The sequence below is a fragment of the Kitasatospora purpeofusca genome (genome assembly GCF_042691725.1).
GTDB lineage: Bacteria > Actinomycetota > Actinomycetes > Streptomycetales > Streptomycetaceae > Kitasatospora > Kitasatospora purpeofusca_B.
In genome coordinates this window covers 8543639-8562700 of the sequence record NZ_CP170483.1, presented here as the reverse complement: position 1 = coordinate 8562700, position 19062 = coordinate 8543639, and the positions used below count along the sequence as shown (strand labels likewise).

20 protein-coding genes are annotated in these 19062 nt (G+C 73.1%); 8 read left to right on the top strand and 12 right to left on the bottom strand.

The genetic code is table 11. The features are described 5' to 3' along the window. Window positions 1-153: 153 nt before the first annotated feature. The 3 genes from ACFCLZ_RS36720 to ACFCLZ_RS36710 form a co-directional block, all read right to left on the bottom strand. Window positions 154-297, bottom strand: a complete 144-nt coding sequence (locus ACFCLZ_RS36720) for a hypothetical protein (protein ID WP_380282246.1) — start codon at window positions 295-297, stop codon at window positions 154-156. A 452-nt stretch (window positions 298-749) separates the two neighbouring features. After that, complete coding sequence (locus ACFCLZ_RS36715) at window positions 750-1316, bottom strand: hypothetical protein (RefSeq protein WP_380282245.1); 567 nt, start codon at window positions 1314-1316, stop codon at window positions 750-752. Then, window positions 1313-1684 carry an Ada metal-binding domain-containing protein gene (locus ACFCLZ_RS36710; RefSeq protein WP_380282244.1) on the bottom strand — a complete coding sequence of 124 codons (372 nt, stop codon included), beginning with the start codon at window positions 1682-1684 and terminating at the stop codon, window positions 1313-1315. The genes ACFCLZ_RS36715 and ACFCLZ_RS36710 overlap by 4 nt, the downstream gene beginning before the upstream one ends. A 342-nt stretch (window positions 1685-2026) precedes the next feature. Here ACFCLZ_RS36710 and ACFCLZ_RS36705 point away from each other — a divergent pair, with 342 nt between their 5' ends. Then, window positions 2027-2875 (top strand): LLM class F420-dependent oxidoreductase, encoded by an 849-nt coding sequence (locus ACFCLZ_RS36705; RefSeq protein ID WP_380282243.1) that lies wholly within the window; start codon window positions 2027-2029, stop codon window positions 2873-2875. Window positions 2876-2981: 106 nt separating this feature from the next. Here ACFCLZ_RS36705 and ACFCLZ_RS36700 read toward each other — a convergent pair whose 3' ends face one another. The 6 genes from ACFCLZ_RS36700 to ACFCLZ_RS36675 form a co-directional block, all read right to left on the bottom strand. Then, window positions 2982-3308 carry a putative quinol monooxygenase gene (locus ACFCLZ_RS36700; protein ID WP_380282242.1) on the bottom strand — a complete coding sequence of 109 codons (327 nt, stop codon included), beginning with the start codon at window positions 3306-3308 and terminating at the stop codon, window positions 2982-2984. A 180-nt stretch (window positions 3309-3488) separates the two neighbouring features. Further along, window positions 3489-3689 (bottom strand): hypothetical protein, encoded by a 201-nt coding sequence (locus ACFCLZ_RS36695; RefSeq protein ID WP_380282241.1) that lies wholly within the window; start codon window positions 3687-3689, stop codon window positions 3489-3491. Between the two features lie 95 nt (window positions 3690-3784). Next, window positions 3785-4639 carry a hypothetical protein gene (locus ACFCLZ_RS36690; RefSeq protein WP_380282240.1) on the bottom strand — a complete coding sequence of 285 codons (855 nt, stop codon included), beginning with the start codon at window positions 4637-4639 and terminating at the stop codon, window positions 3785-3787. Window positions 4640-4643: 4 nt separating this feature from the next. After that, a complete protein-coding gene (locus ACFCLZ_RS36685; RefSeq protein ID WP_380282239.1) occupies window positions 4644-5252 on the bottom strand; it encodes an RNA polymerase sigma factor in 609 nt (202 codons plus the stop codon). Beyond that, window positions 5249-5425, bottom strand: a complete 177-nt coding sequence (locus ACFCLZ_RS36680) for a hypothetical protein (protein ID WP_380282238.1) — start codon at window positions 5423-5425, stop codon at window positions 5249-5251. Before ACFCLZ_RS36680 ends, ACFCLZ_RS36685 begins: the two co-directional genes overlap by 4 nt. Before the next feature lie 384 nt (window positions 5426-5809). Beyond that, window positions 5810-6232: an arsenate reductase ArsC gene (locus ACFCLZ_RS36675; protein ID WP_380282237.1), complete on the bottom strand. Its 423-nt coding sequence runs from the start codon at window positions 6230-6232 to the stop codon at window positions 5810-5812. Between the two features lie 397 nt (window positions 6233-6629). On the opposite strand from ACFCLZ_RS36675, the gene ACFCLZ_RS36670 reads away from it, so the two are divergent. The 3 genes from ACFCLZ_RS36670 (at window position 6630) to arsB (ending at window position 8735) form a co-directional block, all read left to right on the top strand. Continuing rightward, window positions 6630-7229: a class I SAM-dependent methyltransferase gene (locus tag ACFCLZ_RS36670; RefSeq protein WP_380282236.1), complete on the top strand. Its 600-nt coding sequence runs from the start codon at window positions 6630-6632 to the stop codon at window positions 7227-7229. Window positions 7230-7302: 73 nt separating this feature from the next. After that, window positions 7303-7629, top strand: coding sequence for an ArsR/SmtB family transcription factor (locus ACFCLZ_RS36665; RefSeq protein WP_380286389.1), 327 nt, complete (start codon window positions 7303-7305; stop codon window positions 7627-7629). Window positions 7630-7631: 2 nt separating this feature from the next. Continuing rightward, a complete protein-coding gene (gene arsB / locus ACFCLZ_RS36660; RefSeq protein ID WP_380286388.1) occupies window positions 7632-8735 on the top strand; it encodes an ACR3 family arsenite efflux transporter in 1104 nt (367 codons plus the stop codon). A gap of 76 nt (window positions 8736-8811) precedes the next feature. Here arsB and ACFCLZ_RS36655 read toward each other — a convergent pair whose 3' ends face one another. After that, complete coding sequence (locus ACFCLZ_RS36655; RefSeq protein ID WP_380282235.1) at window positions 8812-9174, bottom strand: ArsR/SmtB family transcription factor; 363 nt, start codon at window positions 9172-9174, stop codon at window positions 8812-8814. Between the two features lie 191 nt (window positions 9175-9365). Here ACFCLZ_RS36655 and ACFCLZ_RS36650 point away from each other — a divergent pair, with 191 nt between their 5' ends. The 3 genes from ACFCLZ_RS36650 (at window position 9366) to ACFCLZ_RS36640 (ending at window position 12992) form a co-directional block, all read left to right on the top strand. Then, complete coding sequence (locus tag ACFCLZ_RS36650; RefSeq protein WP_380282234.1) at window positions 9366-10742, top strand: NAD(P)-binding domain-containing protein; 1377 nt, start codon at window positions 9366-9368, stop codon at window positions 10740-10742. 492 nt (window positions 10743-11234) lie between these two features. Further along, window positions 11235-12146, top strand: coding sequence for a glycoside hydrolase family 19 protein (locus ACFCLZ_RS36645; protein WP_380282233.1), 912 nt, complete (start codon window positions 11235-11237; stop codon window positions 12144-12146). Window positions 12147-12362: 216 nt separating this feature from the next. Continuing rightward, window positions 12363-12992 carry a hypothetical protein gene (locus ACFCLZ_RS36640; protein ID WP_380282232.1) on the top strand — a complete coding sequence of 210 codons (630 nt, stop codon included), beginning with the start codon at window positions 12363-12365 and terminating at the stop codon, window positions 12990-12992. Window positions 12993-13171: 179 nt separating this feature from the next. Here ACFCLZ_RS36640 and ACFCLZ_RS36635 read toward each other — a convergent pair whose 3' ends face one another. Together ACFCLZ_RS36635 and ACFCLZ_RS36630 are read right to left on the bottom strand one after the other, a co-directional pair. Beyond that, entirely contained in the window at window positions 13172-15901 is a 2730-nt protein-coding gene (locus tag ACFCLZ_RS36635) for an SdrD B-like domain-containing protein (RefSeq protein WP_380282231.1), read from the bottom strand. A gap of 197 nt (window positions 15902-16098) precedes the next feature. Continuing rightward, window positions 16099-17931, bottom strand: coding sequence for a BTAD domain-containing putative transcriptional regulator (locus tag ACFCLZ_RS36630; RefSeq protein ID WP_380282230.1), 1833 nt, complete (start codon window positions 17929-17931; stop codon window positions 16099-16101). A 266-nt stretch (window positions 17932-18197) separates the two neighbouring features. Between ACFCLZ_RS36630 and ACFCLZ_RS36625 the strand changes: the two genes are divergently transcribed. Then, the gene (locus tag ACFCLZ_RS36625) at window positions 18198-19061 is read left to right on the top strand and encodes an aminoglycoside phosphotransferase family protein (RefSeq protein WP_380282229.1); all 864 of its coding nucleotides are present in this window, start codon (window positions 18198-18200) and stop codon (window positions 19059-19061) included. The last annotated feature ends 1 nt before the right edge of the window (window position 19062 follow it).

The window sequence follows — 19062 nt, the reverse complement described above, 5'->3', positions numbered from 1 at the left end:
CTGGTCGACTGGACCGAGACCCGCCCCTGCAAGCCCTGAGGGTCCGGGGAGGCGTGGCACCCACGGCCGCCGCCCTGCTGAGGGACGCCGCCACCGTCGCGCAGGCCGGCCGGGGCACGGATCGCAGTTCGGCGTCCGCGGCGCCGGTCCGGCTCAGGACGGCCGGTGACTGGTTGACGGTGACTGGTTGACGGCGGCGACGAACGAGGCGAGTTCGTCGAGCGTCCCGGCGTCGGCCGAGGAGTCCGCCGGCGCGTCGCGGATCCGTCGGCGCTGCTGGTCGAGGAGACCGCGCACCCATGTGCTGCTCTCCTCCGTCAGCGTCGGCGACCGCGCGGCAAACTGGGCGATGAGGCGTCCCGTGGGAACCGACGGGTCGACGGCGCGCACCGGATCACCGGCGTGCGCCGCGAGCGCCCGCTCGTACCTCGTGACCCGGCGGCTGTCCCTCCCCGTCCTGGCGATCGGCGGAACGCAGAACCTGGGCGCCTCGGTCGGCGCGACCATGGGGCTCGGGGCCGACGACGTGGAGAGTCTGGTCCTCGCCGAATGCGGCCACTACCCCGCCGAGGAGGCACCGGAGGCCGTGCTGTCGGCCCGACCGCCTTCCTGGCGCCCTACCGCAGCAGCGTCACGGCGGTGGAGGGCCCCGGCACAGACCCGTGTCCGTGACGCGTTCGGCCTGCGGCATCCGGGTGCCGCCGGTGGCGGGCGGGGCGGGCGGCGGGCCGAACGGGGCGGGGTGGTGGTCACGCGGCGGTGCCCGGGGCGGGGGACGGGAAGGAGTCGGTCCAGCCGGATTCGATGCGCCAGGTGCCGCCGTCCGCGCTCGCGCCGCGCACGCCGTCCAGGACGCCGGGCCCGGCGAGCGCCGCGGCGGCCGGCTCGGCGAGGGACGCGAAGCCGAACGTGCGGTCCGGGCGCCAGGGGGTGCTGTGCCGCAGGCGCCGGGCGAGCTGCGCCCAGCCGAGCGGGGCGGCGGCGATGACGAGGGCGTCGGGTTCCCGGTCGGTGAGGCGGTGGGCGGGCCGCAGCCAGGAGGCGGCCTGTTCGGGCCAGTCGACGACGGCCAGGACGGCGTTGCCCGCGGCGCGCCAGGCGTCGGCGAACGCGGCGGCGGCCGCGCGGGAGGCGTCGTCGCGGCTGTGGCCGATCGCGACGCTGTGCAGGGCCGGGCGGCGGTGGCCGGCGAGCAGGCGCAGCAGGGCCGCGAGTTCGGGGGCGGTGTGGGGGGCGGGGGCGGGGAGGTCGCCGTAGGCGGTGGTCCCGGTTACGGGAAGGAGCGGGGAGCGGTCGGGCGTGGGGCGGGGGTTCACGGGGTGCGGTCCTTTCGGCGGGTCTTCCACTGCCGGTACTTCCCGGGCAGGCACACCGCGCAGGGCCGGTAGCCGGCGGCGATCGCGGTGGCTTCGTCGGCGAAGAAGACGCGGTGGCGCACGTAGCCGCCGGCGGCGAGGGCGCGCAGGGCGGAGGGGCAGTCGAGGCGGCCGTAGAGGCGGCCCCGCCGGTGGCCGCCGAGGGTGCCGGGCGTGGTACTGGAACAGGAGCGGTCGTCGGGTCCGGTCAGGGTGTAGCGGCGCGGCGGGACCGGGGCGGCGTCGGCGGTGGGCGCGGGTGGGTCGGTGGCGGCCTGGTGCGGGAGGACGAGGTCGCCGGAGCTGTCGTCGGGGGCGGGGGTGTTCACGGTGCCTACCGATGGTCAGGGGGCGCGGGAGGCAGGCGCCGTGGTGGCGGACGGTCGGGCTGGTCCGATCGTCGCTCGCGGACGGGCCCGTGTGCTGGCGGCATTCGGACGCCGCGTCGGACAGCGGGCGCGACCGGGGCCGCTCGGGCGGCGAAGGGCGGCCGGAGCGCGGCGCTCCGGCCGCCCTTCGCGTCGGCGCCGGGAATGGGCGACCGGCCCGGCCGGTTGCCACGGCTGGTGGACAACGCGGCGATCACCTGTAACCGCCGGCAGCGGGCCGGCGACGGGGACCCGGCGGTGGTTCGGGACACGGCGCCGCGAGCAACGACCGAGGGGGATTTCGTGGAACTGGGTGTGTACGGCCTGAGTGCGAAGGCGACGCTGGGGCCCGTCGAGACGGCCCGGCTGGCCCGCCTGGCGGAGGAGTTGGGCTACCGCTCCTGGTGGGCGGGGGACCATGTGGTGCTGCCCAGCCCACGGTTGCCCGACTCGCCGATGGCGCCGACCGACCCGATCCTCGATCCCCTGGTGCACCTGTCCTATGTGGCCGCGCTGACGGAGCGGATCGAGCTGGGCACCGGGATCCTCATCCTGCCGCAGCGCAATCCGGTGGTGCTGGCCAAGCAGGTGGCCAGCCTGGACGTGCTGTCCGGGGGCCGGCTGCTCCTCGGCGTCGCGCCCGGCTACCTGGAGCCGGAGATGGCCGCGGTGGGCGTGCGGCTCTCCGAGCGCGGCGCCCGCACCGACGAGTACCTGGACGCGATGCGGCAGCTGTGGACCGAGCCGGAACCCGCGTTCCACGGCCGGTACGCGGACTTCGAACACGTGGACGCGCATCCGCGCCCGGTGCGGCCGGACGGCCCGCGGATCGTGATCGGCGGCCACAGCCCGGCCGCGTACCGGCGGGCGGTCCGCAAGGGGCACGGCTGGATCGGCAACGGCAGCTCGCCGGAGGACCTGATCGTCCACCTCGAAGGGCTGCGCGAGGCCGCGGCCGAGGTCTCCCGGCCGGCGCGGCTGGGCCGGTTGCAGATCAACTTCATGCAGCTCGATCCGGTCGAGGTGGACGCGGAGCGTGCGCTGCGGTACGCGGAACTCGGCGTGGACCGGCTGCTGCTCTACCCGCTGCCGCTGGAGGACCCGGTCGAGGTGGGCGCGTTCCTGGAGCGGCACGCCGGTCTCCCTCACTGACGGCCCACGGCTTCGGCGTCGTCAGGCGCGCGAGGGAGGGCCGTCTTGGGGGCCGGAGCGGTCGGCAGGTCCGTGGACCGGCCGGCCGCTCCCCATGGCCCGGCGGTCACCGGGGGGTGATCTCGCCCATCTCCCCCCAGCCGTTCATGCCGGGGATGTCGATCGAGACGATCCGCGGCTTGGCGGCCACCGCGTACGACAGGTCGTCCATGGCCTTGACGAAGTGTGCGGACTCCACGTGCTCCTTGCCCGCGTCGCCGTCCCGGAAGGCCTCGACCAGGACGAACTCGTTGGGGTCCTCGACGCTGCGGGACCATTCGAAGAAGAGGTTGCCGGGCTCGTTTCGGGTGGCCCGGGTGAAGTCGTCGACGAGGGTGAGCCAGTCGTCGGCGCGCTCGGGGCGGACGGCGAACTTGACCGTGATGAAGATCATGGGGGCTTCCTTCCGTTCCACGTTCACACGTGGCGGTGCGGGTCGGTAGCTGATCACTCAGCGGGAACGAAGGTAATCGTCGCAGGTCAGACGGCCGGCCCGCGACACAGGAGGTGCCGCGCGCCTCCCCGGGGCCTCCCGGCCGGCCGGGAGGTCGGCCGGTCGGCCCCGTCGCGCCCTTCATGCCCGGAAGATGCCGCCGAGCCTGTCCCAGAGCGTGAATCCGAGATTGATCAGCCCGACGGCGACACCGGTGGCCGTCACCGCCCTGTCGATCGGCTTCCTGCCCTCCGCCCCGCCGGCGGCCACCGGCCCGCGGGGCCGCTCGTCCGCCTCCCCTCCCGATGGGCGCCCGCCGTCGGCGCGGTCCGGAATCGCCATGGATGCCTCTCCGTTCTCCCGGGGACCGTGCGGGCCCGAGGTTGTCCGGCGGCCTTCGCCGTCCGGCGTGGACACCGCACCGGACGGCGAAGGGGTCAGCCGGCGGTGGCGAGATCGTGGAGCTGGTCGGCGAGGTCGTCACTGGGCAGGCTGACCGGCCCGTACTCGGCGTCGCGGACGATGTCCAGCTCGTCGAGCACCTCGCGCAACGCGACGGGGTCCGGGGGCTGCGGTGCGTCCATCGCCCTCAGGTAGTCGCCGACCACGGGCAGGCAGGCGAGGTGGTAGTCGGCGAACGGCGGCAGGGCCGGGGGCGTGCCGGGGTGCCGGCCGGGCGGCAGCGTCTCCAGACGGGCGGCCTCGGCGAACCAGTGCTCGGCGGCTCTCACGTCACCCATCCGCACATGGTGGAGGTAGAGGCAGAAGCACGCGGCCGCGTCCTCGGCGCCGCCGGCGAACTGCCACCAGAACTGCGCCTCCTGGTAACGGCCGACGAGGTGGAGCAGACAGGCGAAGACCAGGGCTCCGCGCGGTTCCACGGTGCCGTCGTGCAGCCGTTGGAGGGCGTCGGCGGCACCGTCCTCGCCGATGACCACGCCGGCGAGCGCCCGCAGGTCGCGGTCGGCGTGGTCGTGGAAGGTCAGGCCCTGGGCGTCGACCGGCGGATGCGCACCGGCGCCGGGCCGCCCGGCGAGAGCCGCGGGAACCGGCCGGTCGGCCCCGCCGAGCCAGGCGGCCAACGGCAGCTCCAGCGCGGCCAGGGAGCGGCACTCCTCGTACCCGGCCGGCTCACGGGCGGGGAGTTCCACGCGGGTGACGCCGTGGCGGGCGGCGCGGCGGGCGGCGAGCTTCTCGGCGATGCGCCGGCTCCCGGCCGCGGGGTCGTACACGGGGGTGGGGCCGGCGGCACGGATGCCGCCGCCGGCCAACAGGGTGTCGAGCGGGTCCATCGGATCACTCCTCGTCGTGCGGACGGCCGGATGTGAGGGTGCGGCGCGGCGCGAGGCGGGTCTGCAGGCGGGTTCTGGCCTGGGAGATCAGGGAACGGACGGTGGCCTCCTCGATGCCCATGACCTCCGCGATGTGGGTCGGCGGGTAGCCGGCGAGGAAACGCAGGACCACGACGTCGTGCTGACGGCCGGGGAGCTTCTGGATCGCGCGGGCGACGCTGATGCCGACGCCGAGGTCGTCGACCGTACTGCCGTCGACCAGCGCGAGCAGTCGCTTGGCGCGCTCGATCAGCGCGTAGGCGAACGCGGCCTCCTCGATCAGCGCGAGGTGCTCCTCGCGCCGGGCGCACTCGGCCTCGACGACCCGGCGCAGCAGGGCCCAGGCGTAGGCCGCGGGGCGGGGCTGGGCGAGGACGCGGTCCCAGTGGTCGGCGAGGGCGACGAAGACGTCGTCGACCAGATCGCGCACCATGCCGGCTTCGCCGAGGTGGGCGAAGGCGTAGTCGGTGTAGCGCTGGGCGTGCAGGTCGTGGAAGGCCGTGAAGGCTATGGGCAGCCGTGCCGGCGTGGGGGCGGCGTGGGGGGCCGCGTCTGCGGGCGGGAAGTCGTTCACCGCTCCCCCCGGTTCGAGTCCGGGACGGCGCCGCGCGAGGCGGTGCGGCGATGGCGGAGGGCCCTGGCCTGGGCGGGGAGCCCGCGGGACGTGGTGCGGGCGGCGTGCGGGTGGTTCTCGGGCTGCCGGCGGATGATGCCGGTCAGCGGCCGGGCAGGGCGGGGGGTCGTCACGTGCCGTTCCTTCACTTCTCGATAGCAAGTCCGCTCCGTGACGGTGGATCAGGTGGGAGCCCGGAGCGCGTCTGAAGGCCAGCATGTCGGTCGAACGCCGGAATCGTTCACGACAGATCGGTAAAAATTTTCGGACCCGAGCGGTCGTGTTGGACGAAGAAGTGAAAGTTGACGCCCATTCGGCGCCATCGCCGCGGGTCCCGCATGGCTCGGTCAATCGTTCAACTCTCATCCATATCTTCCGAGCCTGGCAGGGGAATCCTTCACCTCCCGATGACTCGCACGTCACCGCAGCCCCACGGACAACTGCCGCCCCGCTCCCCCGCGCCGGGCCGGCCGGCGCCGGGACCCATGATGATCCCGTTACGGCCGTCGCCCACGCCGTCAGCCCGCCGGCCGCCCGGCGTCGATCTCCGCGATCAGGTTCTCGATGAGGGCCTTGATCGCGTCGCGGATCGGGCGGACGGCTTCGACGCCCTGGCCCGCCGGGTCCTCCAGCTCCCAGTCGAGGTACTTCTTGCCGGGGAAGTACGGGCAGGCGTCGCCGCAGCCCATGGTGATCACGTAGTCGGACGCCTGGACGGCCTCGGCGGTGAGGATCTTCGGCCTCTGGTCCGAGATGTCGATGCCGACCTCGGCCATGGCGGCGACGGCGGCCGGGTTGACCCGGTCTCCGGGCACGGAGCCGGCGGAGCGGACCTCGACGCGGTCGCCCGCGAGGTGGGCGAGGAAGCCGGCGGCCATCTGGGAGCGGCCGGCGTTGTGGATGCAGACGAACAGCACGGAGGTTTCGGGGGAGGTGGTCATCTCGTTCTTCCTCGGAGACGGGTGCCGCAGGGCAGGAGCGGGCGGGGCGGTCACGCCCGCGGCGCGGCCTTGCGGCGGTTGCGGTGTCCGCAGACCGTGTGCGCTGCCGGACTCGGCGGCCGGCCCGGGCCGGCCGCCGCCGTCGACGAACGTATCACCATACAGTGATGTCAGTCGACAGTGATGTAAAGAGCGATGGCTCGGCCCGCAGAGCACCGGCCGCTCGGAATCGGCCGTGTCGGGAAAGCCTGCCGACGGGGCCCGCACGTCGACCTCGGCACGCCGGCGGCGGAAGGCCGTGGCAGGGCGCACCAGTGGTCACGACCGGCATCAGCGGCATCGCCTTAGGATGCGGGGCATGAACAGGACCACGCCGCCGCCCGGAGAACTCATACCGATGACGACGCGGCGAACCCGCTGGCAGGAGGCGGGGCGGAGCGGGAACTTCGGCAGGCGGTTCGCCGAACTCATCTCCGCCGGCGAGGACGTCGACGGTGAGGCCCGGCTCGCCGACACGCTCCTGCCGCGCGGCGCCCGGGTGCTCGACGCCGGCGCCGGCATGGGCCGGGTGGCCGCGGCACTCGGGCAGCGCGGGCACGACGTGGTCGCGATCGAGCCCGACGAGGCCCTGGTCCGGCAGGCTCGGGAGACCTACCCCGGGCTGCCGATCGAGGAACGCGACATCCTCGACCTCGACCCCGACGACGGCCCGTTCGATCTGGTCGTGTGCGTGGGCAACGTCATCGTCTACCTGGCCGAGGGCACGGAACGCAGGGCACTGGGCGCGCTGCGCGACGTACTCGGCGAGAACGGCCGGATCCTGGTCGGCTTCCAGCTCCAGGACCCGCCCCCGCACGCCCGGACCTACCCGGCGGCGGAGTTCGAGGCGGACCTGGCCGCCGCAGGGCTGCGCGTCGACCTGCGGGCGGGCACCTACCAGCTGCACCCCGCGAACGACGCCTACGGCGTCTGGATCCTGAGCCGCGCCCAGGACTGACCCCGGCCCCAGGGCCGGTGCTCCGCAGGCTTGGAACCGCCCCCGGCATCGACTAACGTATCACCACATGGTGATGTCAGCAGAGAGTGATACGAATAGCCCGGTGGACGTGCTGAAGGCCGTGGCCGACCCGCTGAGGATGCGGATCCTCACCCTGCTCGCCCGCGAGGCCCTGTGCACCAGCCACCTGGTCGAGGAGACCGGCGCCCGGCAGACCAACCTGTCCAACCACCTCAAGATCCTCCGCGAGGCCGGACTGGTCGACACCGAGCCCTGCGGCCGCTTCACCTACTACAAGCTCCGCCCCGACGCCCTGGATAGCCTCGCGGGCTTCCTCGGCGACCTCGCCTCCACCGCCCGCGCCACCGCGTGCGCCGACACGAAAAGGGCCTGCCCGTGACCGTGACCAGGACCGACGCTCCCTCGCACTCCCCCGAGGCGCGTCCCGTCGGCAGGCTCTCCTTCCTGGACCGGTTCCTCGCGGTGTGGATCCTGATCGCCATGGGCCTGGGCATCGGCCTCGGCCGCCTGGTCCCCGGCCTGAACGACGTCCTGGCGAAGGTGGAGATCGGGGGCGTGTCCCTGCCGATCGCCGTCGGCCTGCTGATCATGATGTACCCGGTGCTCGCGAAGGTCCGCTACGACCGCCTGCACACCGTCACCGGCGACCGGAAGCTGATGGCCTCCTCCCTGGTGATCAACTGGCTGGTCGGTCCGGCGGTGATGTTCGCGCTGGCCTGGCTCTTCCTGCCCGACCTGCCCGAGTACCGCACCGGCCTGATCATCGTCGGCCTGGCCCGCTGCATCGCCATGGTCATCATCTGGAACGACCTCGCCTGCGGCGACCGCGAGGCCGCCGCCGTCCTGGTCGCCCTCAACTCCGTCTTCCAGGTCGTCGCGTTCGGCCTGCTCGGCTGGTTCTACCTCGACATCCTGCCCGGCTGGCTCGGCCTCGCCCAGGACGACCTGCACTTCTCCGTCGCCAAGATCGTCGTCAACGTGCTGATCTTCCTCGGCATCCCGCTCCTCGCCGGCTTCCTCACCCGCCGCCTCGGCGAGAAGAAGCTCGGCCGCGAGACCTACGAGCGGAAGTTCCTGCCGAGGATCGGCCCCTGGGCGCTGTACGGGCTGCTGTTCACGATCGTGATCCTCTTCGCCCTCCAGGGAAAGACCATCACGAACAAGCCCGGGGACGTCGCCCGTATCGCCCTGCCGCTGCTGGTCTACTTCGCCCTGATGTGGTTCGGGACCTTCGCCCTCGGCAAGGCCATCGGCCTCGCCTACGACCGCACCGCCACCCTCGCCTTCACCGCCGCCGGCAACAACTTCGAACTCGCCATCGCCGTCGCCATCGCCACCTTCGGCGTCACCTCCGGCCAGGCCCTGTCCGGCGTCGTCGGCCCCCTCATCGAGGTGCCCGTCCTCATCGCCCTGGTCTACGTCTCCCTCGCCTGGCGCGAGAAGTTCACCGCCCGGGACACCGCCCACGCGGTCACGCCGTCCTGAGGAAGCTCCTCGACCAATCCGAGGCCGGGCCGGCTCCGTCGAGGCGTACTCCAGGGAATCGGGACGGCCGGCCGGATCAGCGGCCGGCGCCTGCGAGCATGCCGGCCATGGCGGCCAGCACCGAGGGCTCGACGCGGTAGTAGACCCAGGTGCCGCGCCGCTCGGAGGTGAGCAGGCCGGCCTCGCGCAGCTTCTTCAGGTGGTGGGACACGGTGGGCTGGGAGACGCCGACGTCCTGGATGTCGCACACGCACGCCTCCCCGCCCTCGTGCGAGGCGACCCGGGAGAACAGCCGCAGCCGCACCGGATCACCCAGCGCCTTGAACATCGCCGCCATCCGCACCGAGTCCTCCTCCGACAGCGACGCGGCGGTCAGCGGTGGGCAGCACGGCACGACGGCCTCGGGCTGCAGCACGGGCAGCACCTTCGCGTTCGACATACATCTATGTTGACATACGTCAAATCACAGGAGGCGCCACTCGCACCCGAGCCGGCCGGCGAGACGGCGGGCACCCCGAGCCGTACCACCAGTCTTGGTTCGATGAATGTCTATGTTGATATTCATCGAATCAGCTGCCATGCTGGAGCCGAAGACCTCATCGACGAGTGTCGAAGCAAAGGAGAACCCTCGTGAACGCCTCCGCCGCCGAGCAGCCCCTGCCGGTCGCCGTGATCGGCGCCGGGCCGGTCGGCCTGGCCGCCGCCGCCCATCTGCTGGAGCGCGGCATCGAGCCACTGGTACTGGAGGCCGGGCCCTCGGCCGGCACGGCGGTTCGCGGATGGGCACACGTCCGGCTGTTCTCGCCGTGGGCCGAGGTCGTCGACCCGGCCGCCGAGAAGCTGCTCGGCCCGACCGGCTGGGTCCGCCCCGACGGCACCGCCTACCCGTCCGGCGGCGACTGGGCCGAGCAGTACCTCCAGCCGCTCGCCGACGCCCTCGGCGAGCGCGTCCACTACGACGCGACGGTCACCGGGGTGGCCCGCACCGGACGGGACCGCATCGTGGACTCCGGCCGCGAGGAGCAGCCGTTCACCGTCCACGTCGAGTTCGCGGACGGCCGGGAGGAGCGCTTCCTCGCCCGCGCCGTCGTCGACGCCTCCGGCACCTGGTCCACCCCCAACCCGCTGGGCGCCGACGGCCTGCCCGCCCTCGGCGAACGTACGGCCGGCGGCCGGATCTCCTACCGCATCCCCGACCTCCAGGACCCGGCCGTCCGCGCCCGGTTCGCGGGCAGGCGCACCGCGGTCGTCGGCACCGGCGCCTCCGCCTTCACCGCCCTCGCCCACCTGGCCGACCTCGCGAAGCGGGCGGAGGGCACGCACGCCGTCTGGGTGCTGCGGCGCGGCATCACCGGCAACACCTACGGCGGCGGCGAGGCCGACGAGCTTCCCGCCCGCGGCGCGCTCGGCCTGCGCGCCAGGGCCGCCGTCGAGGACGGCCACGCCACCGCGCTCACCGGCTTCCGCACCGCCGCCGTCGAACCGCGGGGCGAGCGGTTGGTCCTGGTCGCCGAGGACGGCCGCCGCAGCGATCCCGTCGACCAGGTCGTCGTGCTGACCGGCCTGCGCCCGGACCTCTCCTTCCTCTCCGAGGTCCGGCTCGGCCTCGACGAACGGCTCCAGGCGCCCGTCGAACTCGCCCCGCTGATCGACCCCAACCAGCACTCCTGTGGCACCGTGTACCCGCACGGAGCCAAGGAACTCGCCCACCCGGAGAAGGACGTCTACCTGGTCGGCATGAAGTCCTACGGCCGCGCTCCGACGTTCCTCGCCATGACCGGCTACGAGCAGGTCCGCTCCCTCGCCGCCGCCCTCGCCGGCGACCACGAGGCCGCCGCCCGCGTCGAACTCACCCTTCCCGAGACCGGCGTCTGCGGCGGCGCCGGCCTGTTCGACGAGCCCGACGCCGCCCAGGGCGGCGCGGGTTGCTGCTCCGCACCGGCCGCGCCCCAGGTGCTGAGCATCGGCATCGGTGTCCCCGTGGCCACCCCGCGCGGCGGTTGCTGACCGGCGCCCAGGACAGCCCTTCAATCCGGCGGGGTCGCGGCCGGGTCGGGGACCGGACGGAGTCGACGGCGGCACAGGCGGCGAGCGCGAAGCAGGAGCCGGCGACGATCCGCAGCGTGGTCTTCTCACGGGCCTCGCGTGCGGCACGGTCGCGGGCGTCGGCCCGATCGACCGTGGCAGGCCGCGGCGGCCGGCCGCCGGGTGGATCCGGTGGGCGGCCCGCCCCGGAAGCGGTCAGGTTTCCATGCCGAAGGCCGGCCGAGCGCAACGATCTGGTGAATCGTCAGGCCTGCGAGGCTACCGATGAGATGACGTCGACTCAATTGGATTCGGCGGTCGTTGCAGCCTGCAAAACGTGCTCGGCCGGACCTTGACCGCGATAACGCGGGAACGGTTCAGTGTGCGCCAACATCCTTCCTCACGGCGCCTGTCGGCCGACCCGGCCCCCACCGGGTCTGTTCGGCATGCCCGTGGTGCACGAAAGGGAAGCTCGTGCTCAGAACTCGTATGAAGGCGCTGCTGGCCGGCCTGATGGCAGCCGGCTCCCTGGCCGCCACAGCCCTCATACCCGCCACGGCGTCCGCCGCCACCCCCACCCCGGCGGACGAATGCGCGATTGCACCCAGCTGGTCGCAGGGCGCCAACTACCAGGCCCGTGACATCGTCACGTACACCGACGGCACGATCTACATCGCCCAGCGCGACAACCCCGGTTACAACCCCACGGTGAGCACGTACTACTGGGCGCCGTACACCTGCGGCACCGGCGGCAATCCGTACCCCAACAGCTTCGTGGTGAGCGAGGCGCAGTTCGACCGGATGTTCCCGAACCGGAATCCCGCCTACACCTACCAGGGGCTGGTGGACGCCATGGACGCCTTCCCGGCGTTCGCGCACACCGGTGACACCACGATGCGCAAGCAGGAGGCCGCGGCCTTCCTCGCGAACATCAGCCACGAGACCGCCGGGCTGTACTACATCAAGGAGGTCAACGAGGCGAACTATCCGCACTACTGCGACAGCGACCAGCCCTACGGCTGTCCGGCCGGCCAGTCGGCGTACTACGGGCGCGGCCCGATCCAGCTGAGCTGGAACTACAACTACAAGAAGGTCGGTGACTTCCTCGGCATCGACCTGCTGAACAACCCCTGGCTGGTGGAGACGGATCCGGCCGTCGCCATGATGACGGCCCTGTGGTACTGGAACACCCAGCACGGGCCGGGTCCGATCACCGGGCACGACGCCATGATCAGCGGTGCCGGGTTCGGGCAGTCGATCCGCTCGATCAACGGCGCGCTGGAGTGCGACGGCAAGAACCCGCGCCAGGTCAAGAGCCGGGTCGACCGGTACGAGGCGTTCACGGGGATCCTCGGCGTGCCGACGGGCTCCGGCGTTCCCTGCTGACCGTCCACGGAATGCGGCTGCGGGCCGGGCAGGGCGCTCTGCCCGGCCCGCAGCCGGGGACGGCGTCGTCGAGCGCGAAGCAGCACAGCGGCGGGTGGAGGTTCTGGCAGTCCGGCGTACAGGCCACTCCCCCCTGCCCCTGGTTCCGCCCCTGTTGCGCCGGATGCACCTCCGCTACCGTGAACCAGCCTGTTATGCCCAGGAGTTGGAGGTTCGATGGTCGGAGCAACGGTGTACCTGCTCGCCCTGGGCCTGCCGGCCCTCCTCGCCCTCGCGATGCTTGCCCGCGCGGTGCGGAAGGCAACGAACTCCGGGCGCCTGCGCAAGGCGATACAGGCGCGTGGGACGCAGCCGGGCTGGCGGGTGCACCATCGCAAGGAGCCCCGCTGGGACGGGCACCTGGCACACCACCGCTGGCTGACGGACGAGACCCGCGCCGTGTACACCGTCTCCGGACCGCTCGGCGGCCACCCGGCCACCGTCGCCCTGTTGATGCGACAGCGGCCCCGCGACGTGGACGTCTGGCTGACGGTGTGCCTCCGCCTCCCGCAACCCGTGCGAACGGTCCGGCTGGAGCGGCCCTGGAGCGCCGTGCCCCAGGGCGTCCGCTGGCCCGCCGGCCTCTTCTACGGACCCCGCGGAGAAGGCCCCGAGCCGCTGGCGGACCTCCTGCTGAACACCGACGTCCCCCGGCGCCTGGCCGCCGTCGGAGCTCCCGCGGTGTCCTTCCACGACCACGAGGTGTGCTTCCTGTGGCATCCCGCGCCGCGCGGCGAGCACCTGGAATCCCTCCTGGACACCGTCCTCGACGCGCTCCCCGTCCTGCGGGCCGCCGCCGCACGCTGAGGCGTGCCTCTTCGATGTGGGACCGGGTCGCGGTTTGCGACCGGAACCGACGAGCGCGGCTGCGGGTACCTCGGTACCGTCACCGCGGCCGCGCTCGTCGCCCGGCTTCGCTCATGGCCGCCGGGGCACCGCACAGGCTCGACGCTCCGGGAGCGGAGGTCGGCTGCCGTGCCCGGCTGCTACGGGCGCCGGGTCCTGCGCCTGCGCAGTTCCACGAGTGCCCAGCCGAGGGCCGTGAGCGCGGCGGCCGCGGCGGCCGTCGGTGCGACCTGGCCCAGGCCGGTGCCGGCCAGCTGTGAGCCGGGCACGGCGGTCGGCGCACCCGGTGTGGCCGACGGCCCGGGCGGCGCCGTCGCGGCCGGTGTTTCCGGCGTCGTCTGCGCCACCGGTGCCACCGGTGCCGCTGTCGTCGGCGGCGTGGTCGTCGGCGGCGTGGTCGGCGTCCCCGACGCGGTCGGCGTGGGAGTGGGCAGCAGCCGGTTGACCACGGTCGCGGACACTCCGGCGTCGAGGTTCTCGGAGTTCAGCACCAGCGGGCCGGACACCGGGTTGTCCGGAGCCGCGTAGCCCTGGGGCGGGCTGACCTCCTGCCAGTAGTAGGTTCCCGGTGCGGTCGTGGACGCGCAGACACCGTCGGCCCCGGTGGTGCAGGGTTCGCCGACCCGGGTGTCGGGCTTCGTCCCGGAGGTCTGCGGCCCGTCGGCGCCGTTCGTCTCCTTCCACAGCGCGAACTTCGCCCCGGCCAGCGGCTTTCCGTCCTGGTCGTGCTTGACCAGGCGTACCGCGCCTTCCTGCGGGCGGAAGCCGAGGTCGAAGGTGTGGTCGTTCTGGCCCGGTCCGCCGGTGGTCAGCGTCCGTTCCGGGTAGCAAGCGCCCTCCGGGACGGTGCCCTTGGAGTCCACGAAGCGGTTGTCGCCGACGCCTTCCTCGGTCGGCACCCACTGGTACAGCGGCCCGCCCGGCGCGTAGTCCGCCGGGTTGTCGATCCTGATCGTGTACTTGGTCGCCGGCTTCAGACCGCCGGGCACGTTCGAGTCGTCGAAGTAGTACTCGCCGCGCGGTGACGTCTTCGTCGACGCGACCTGCCGGCCGGACTCGTCGTAGAGGTTGACGGTGGCGCCGGGGACCGGGCGCTGGCTCGGGCTCTGGATGCCCTTGCGCTCGGGGTCGTACCAGACCCGGTTGCCGATCTGCAGCGGCGCCTGGTCGCAGAGCACCTCCAGGTCGCCCATCGAGGCACCCTTCCCGAAGCCGGGCCTGGTGTTCGAGGAGTTCAGGCCCAGGCCGGAGCCGGCGGCCCGGGTCCCGTCACGGTTGGTGAACATCGTGCCGATGGTCCACATGACGTCGGTGGGGTCCACGGCCGAGACCGCGATGGAGTCCTCCACCTTCGACAACGCCATGCCGGCGTAGGCCGCGTTCGGGTGGTTGCCCCGGAAGGTGCCCACGCTGAAGAACCTGGTCCCCCGCGAGGCCGTCCCGCAGCCGGTGTTCGTGTCCATCACGTACACGCCGCCGGACAGGCACGCCTTGTTCAGGTCACCGCCGGACGCGAAGTTGTGGTACGTCGTGGGGTCGCCGGCCCGCTGGAAGGCCGTCGCCTTGTCGGTGAGCCGGTCGCGGAACGCCAGCAGCATGGAGCCGTCGGTCTCGAAGGCGATCTCGGCCAGCTCCGGCTCGGGGTTGGCGTAGAAACCGGTGCCGGTGCACGCCTTGCCGTTCTGCTGGGCGGGGATCGTGTCCGTCCACGGGAACCAGCCCGCCCCGGGGCAGAGGCCCTTGGCCGTGACCTCGCGCGGGTAGTCCAGGGGCTGGTCCAGCACCGCCTTGCCGAAGGCTCCCGTCACCGGGTCGAAGGGCAGGACGACCGCGCGCAGGTCCGAGGCCTTCCCGGTCGACTCGCCCGAGCAGACACCGCCGAGATAGCCGACGCCGTCCTGCATGCCCAGGCCGAACGGACGCCAGTCCACCGACGAGGGGCAGCCCGGGTCCGGAACGGCGTAGGAGGCCTCCGGCGCCGACGCGGTCGCCTTGGTGGCGTCGTAGCGGTACAGCTTGCGGTTGTCGAGGTTGACGACGAACAGGTAGCGGCCGTCCTCGGAGAGCTTCAGGGCGCCCAGGCTCTCCTTGCCCGCCGCGGAGCGGAAGGCGTCGTCGGCGGCGCCGACACCGTGCACCGACGCTCCGGCGTCCGGGACGGTGGTGAACAGCGACGTCGCCTTGTTCGCCACGTCGGTGACGTAGATCGCGCCGGCGCCGCCGGGGCCGTACGTCGTGTCCCGCTTGGCCAGCGCCGAGCTGAACAGCCGTTTGCCGGACCTGCTCCAGGCGATGCCGTAGACGGCGCCGGTCTCGGTGTTCGTGGCCAGATCGGTCGTGTCCGTGTTCTCGCCGCGCGCGCCGTAGGGGAACGTCACCAGCGTGCGCCGGTCCCGCGGCTCGTTCGTCGGGGACTGGCAGGCCGTGACCAGCGGCGCGTTCTTCTGGCAGTAGTCGCCGGGATTCCACAGACCCGTGGTGTACGCCACGTTCTTGCCGTCACCGAGGTCGACGAACTCCTCGTTGCTGCTCAGCTGGTTCGGCGCGCCGTCCAGGCCCTGCCGCGACGCGAACGCCGGGAACAGCACGCCCGGCTTCGGGTTCACGACCTGGACCCGGTACCTGCCGCTGGAGGACCGGGCCGCGCCCGGCGCCAGGGTGACCGTGCCGTCGCCGGCCGTCACGCCGGTGATCCCGGCGCCGTCGTCATTGGTCAGCGTCACCGTGACACCGCCGATGCCCGGTTCCAGGACCGGGCTCCACACGCCGGTGGTGTCGACCGCCCGGACCACCCGGACCGTCACCGACCCGTCGTCCGCCTGTGGAAACGCCGCCGGAGCCGTCAGCATCGAGCAACTGCCGATCCCCACGGCGAGCACTGCGACGCGGCCCACCGAGCGGCGGCCGGGCAGGCCCGACCGCCGACGACCCGGCCCCCGCGTGGCGCCGTTCGCCTGTTGACTTGTAAGTGTCATTCCCGCTCTCATCGTTCAGGCAGTGATCCGCCTTTGTGAACGGAAGCTTAAAGGAGGTTCAACAAGCACATAATCGAGTAGTCAAATTGACGCTATGTCAACTTTTTCCCACCCGGCCCGGGTCGTGCGTCGACGGTCCGACCTGCGGCTTCGCGGACTGGGTGCCCGGCGGCGGCCTCGACGGCGAAGGCGTGCAGCAGGTCGTGCAGCCGGTAGTGCTCGGGCCGGTCCTGGATCAGCAGGTTCTCGTCGACCAGCGACTCCAGCGCCTCGCGCGCGGAGGCCGGGTCGAGGGCGGCGAGTTCTGCGGTGGAGCGCGCGGTGTAGTCGCGGCCCGGGTGGACGGCGAGCAGGCGGAACAACCGCCGGGCGGGTTCCGGCAGGCCCTGGTAGGAGAGCTCGAAGGCCGCGCAGAGCGAGCGGTCGCCCGCCGCGATCGCCCGGATGCCGCCGTGTTCGAGGTGTTCGGCCAGGTCGGGCAGACCCCAGGCGGGGCGGGCGCGCAGCCGGGAGGCGGCGAGGGAGAGGGCGAGCGGGAGGCGGCCGCACAGCCCGGCGATGCGCTCCGCGGCCTCCCGGGCGGCGGCGACCCGGTCGGGCCCGGCGGCGGCGGCCAGCAGGGAGACGGCCTCCGGCGGGCCGAGCGGTTCGAGCGGCAGGGCGCTCGCGCCGTCCAGGCCGGCCAGCCGGCGGCGGCTGGTGACCAGGACCAGGCAGCCCGGCCCGGCCGGCACGAGCGGGCGGACCTGCGGTTCGCCGGCGGCGTTGTCGAGCAGCAGCAGCGCCTCCCGGCCGTGCAGGCGGTCGCGGAACAGCGCGGCGCGGGCGTCCAGCCCGGCCGGGACCCGGGACTCGTCCACGCCGAGGGCGTGCAGCAGCCCGTCCAGCACGTCGGACGGGTCGAGGGGGCGGTGGTCCGGGTCGAAGCCGCGCAGGTTGACGTAGAGCTGGAGTTGGCTGAACCGGCCGGCCCGGGCGAGTTCGTGGGCCGCGCGGACGGCGAGCCGGGTCTTGCCGACGCCGGCCATCCCCTCGATCGCGGTGACCTGGACGGTGGCCGGGGAGCCGGCCGGTCCGGTGGCCGCGTCCAGCAGCGCCCCGAGCTCGGCGCTCCGTCCGGTGAAGGCGGCCAGGTCGGCCGGGAGTTGGCGCAGCACGGTGACCGGGCAGGGCGGGGAGCGGCGGGCCGGGTCGGCCGACCCGGCGGGGGCGGGCGCACGGCGGGTGCCCCGCGGGGGCGCGGCGCCGCCCGGCCCGAGCACCCGTTGGTGCACGGCGGCGATCTGCGGACCGGGTTCGATGCCGAGATCGGCGGCGAGTGCCGCGCGCATCCGGCGGTAGACCGCGAGTGCCTCCGCGCGCCGTCCGGCGGCCGCCAGGGCCTCGATCAGCAGCGCGTGCACGCCCTCCCGGTGCGGCTCCTCCGCGGCCAGCCGCCGCAGTACCCGGATCGCCTCGGCCGTGCGGCCGAGCCGCAGGTCGGCGCGGGCGACGAGTTCGGTGAGTTCGGTTCGGGCCTCCAGCCAGCCCGGCACCTCGTCCCGGTGCAGCGGATCCGACGGCACGTCGGACAGCGGCGCTCCGCGCCACAACTCCAGGGCGGCGGTGGCCGATCGGGAGACGGCCGGCCAGTCGTCGCGCCGGGCGGCGCCGCGGGCGCACTCGCCCTGCGCGGTGAAGATGGTGGCGTCCAGTTCGGTGTGCGGGTCCAGGCCGATCCGGTAGCCGGATCCGGTGGTCTCGACCCGCTGGGCCGCCTCCCCCAGCAGTCGGCGCAGCCGTAGCACGTGGCTGCGCAGGGTGGTGGTGGCGGCGCGCGGCGGCTGGTTGCTCCAGACCGCGTCGGCCAGTTCCTCCACGCCGACCGTCTGGTTGGGGCGGCACAGCAGGCTCGCCAGCAGGATCCGGACGCGGGCCGGCAGCATGACCGACGCTCCTCCGACCCGGAGTTCCAGGGGCCCCAGGAGGCCGAACCAGATCGTTCCACCCACCGTATCTCCCCAGAAACTGCACGGTTATGACTGCGATTGAATCCATCTTGAACACTTCCCGTCAAGAAGTGACGCATCAGGAGCATCCCTTGAACGGAACTTGCACGCAGCTTCCATCCGGTTTGAACGCGGGTCCGCCAGGCTGTCGGCGTTGATCGCGTCAAAGATCGTCCGCCGCTTGCCGATTGGTGATGATCCCGTTGCTTGATCTGGAAGAGATAACCGCGAGATTCCGGGCGACCGCCGACTACGCCAGCACTCGCAAGCTCAACCACCGCTGGCTGGGCGCCCTGCCCGGCCAGGTGGCGGCCCTGGCCCGGGAGTGGGAGCTGGAGCTCGGCGCCGACCTCGAGACCGACTTCACCGCACGGGTCTCCTCCGTGGTGCTGTCCTGCACCGGACCGCTCGGCGCGGCGAGCCTGAAGCTCGCCGCCGACTCCTACGCACTGGCCGAAGAGGTCGCGATGCTCCGTCAGTTCGCGCCCAGCGGGCGGGTACCCGGGGTGCTCGCCACCGCCCGCGGCGCCGCCCTGCTGGAGGCCGTGGTCCCCGGCACCCCGGTGGAGCCGCTGCCCGAGCAGCCCACCCCCGCCGCGTACGCCCGCTTCCTCGACGACCTGCACGCGGTCGGTGACCCGGACGCGGCGCCGCGCCGGATCGCCGACTGGCTGGAGGTGCTGTACGGCTGGACCGAGCGCGGCGGCCAGGACTGCGCCGCCTCCCGCCGGATCTCCGCCGAACTGCTCGCCGACCCGGCCGACCGGGTGCTGCTCCACGGCGACCTGCACCTGGGCAACGTCCTGGCCTCCGACACCCGGGGCCTGATCGCCCGCAGCCCGATCGCCTGCGCCGGCGAGCGCTGCTTCGACGCCGCCGACTACGTCCTGGAGGGCTGGGACCGGACCGTCATGGTGCGGCGGCGCGACGAACTCGCCCACGAGGCGGGGCTGGACGTCGACCGGCTGGACGCCTGGTGCCGGGCGCTGGCCCCGCTCGGCGCGTCCCGCTCCAACATCCCCGAGCGGATCTCCGAACTGTTCGCGTTCGCGCGCGGTGAGTACTGAC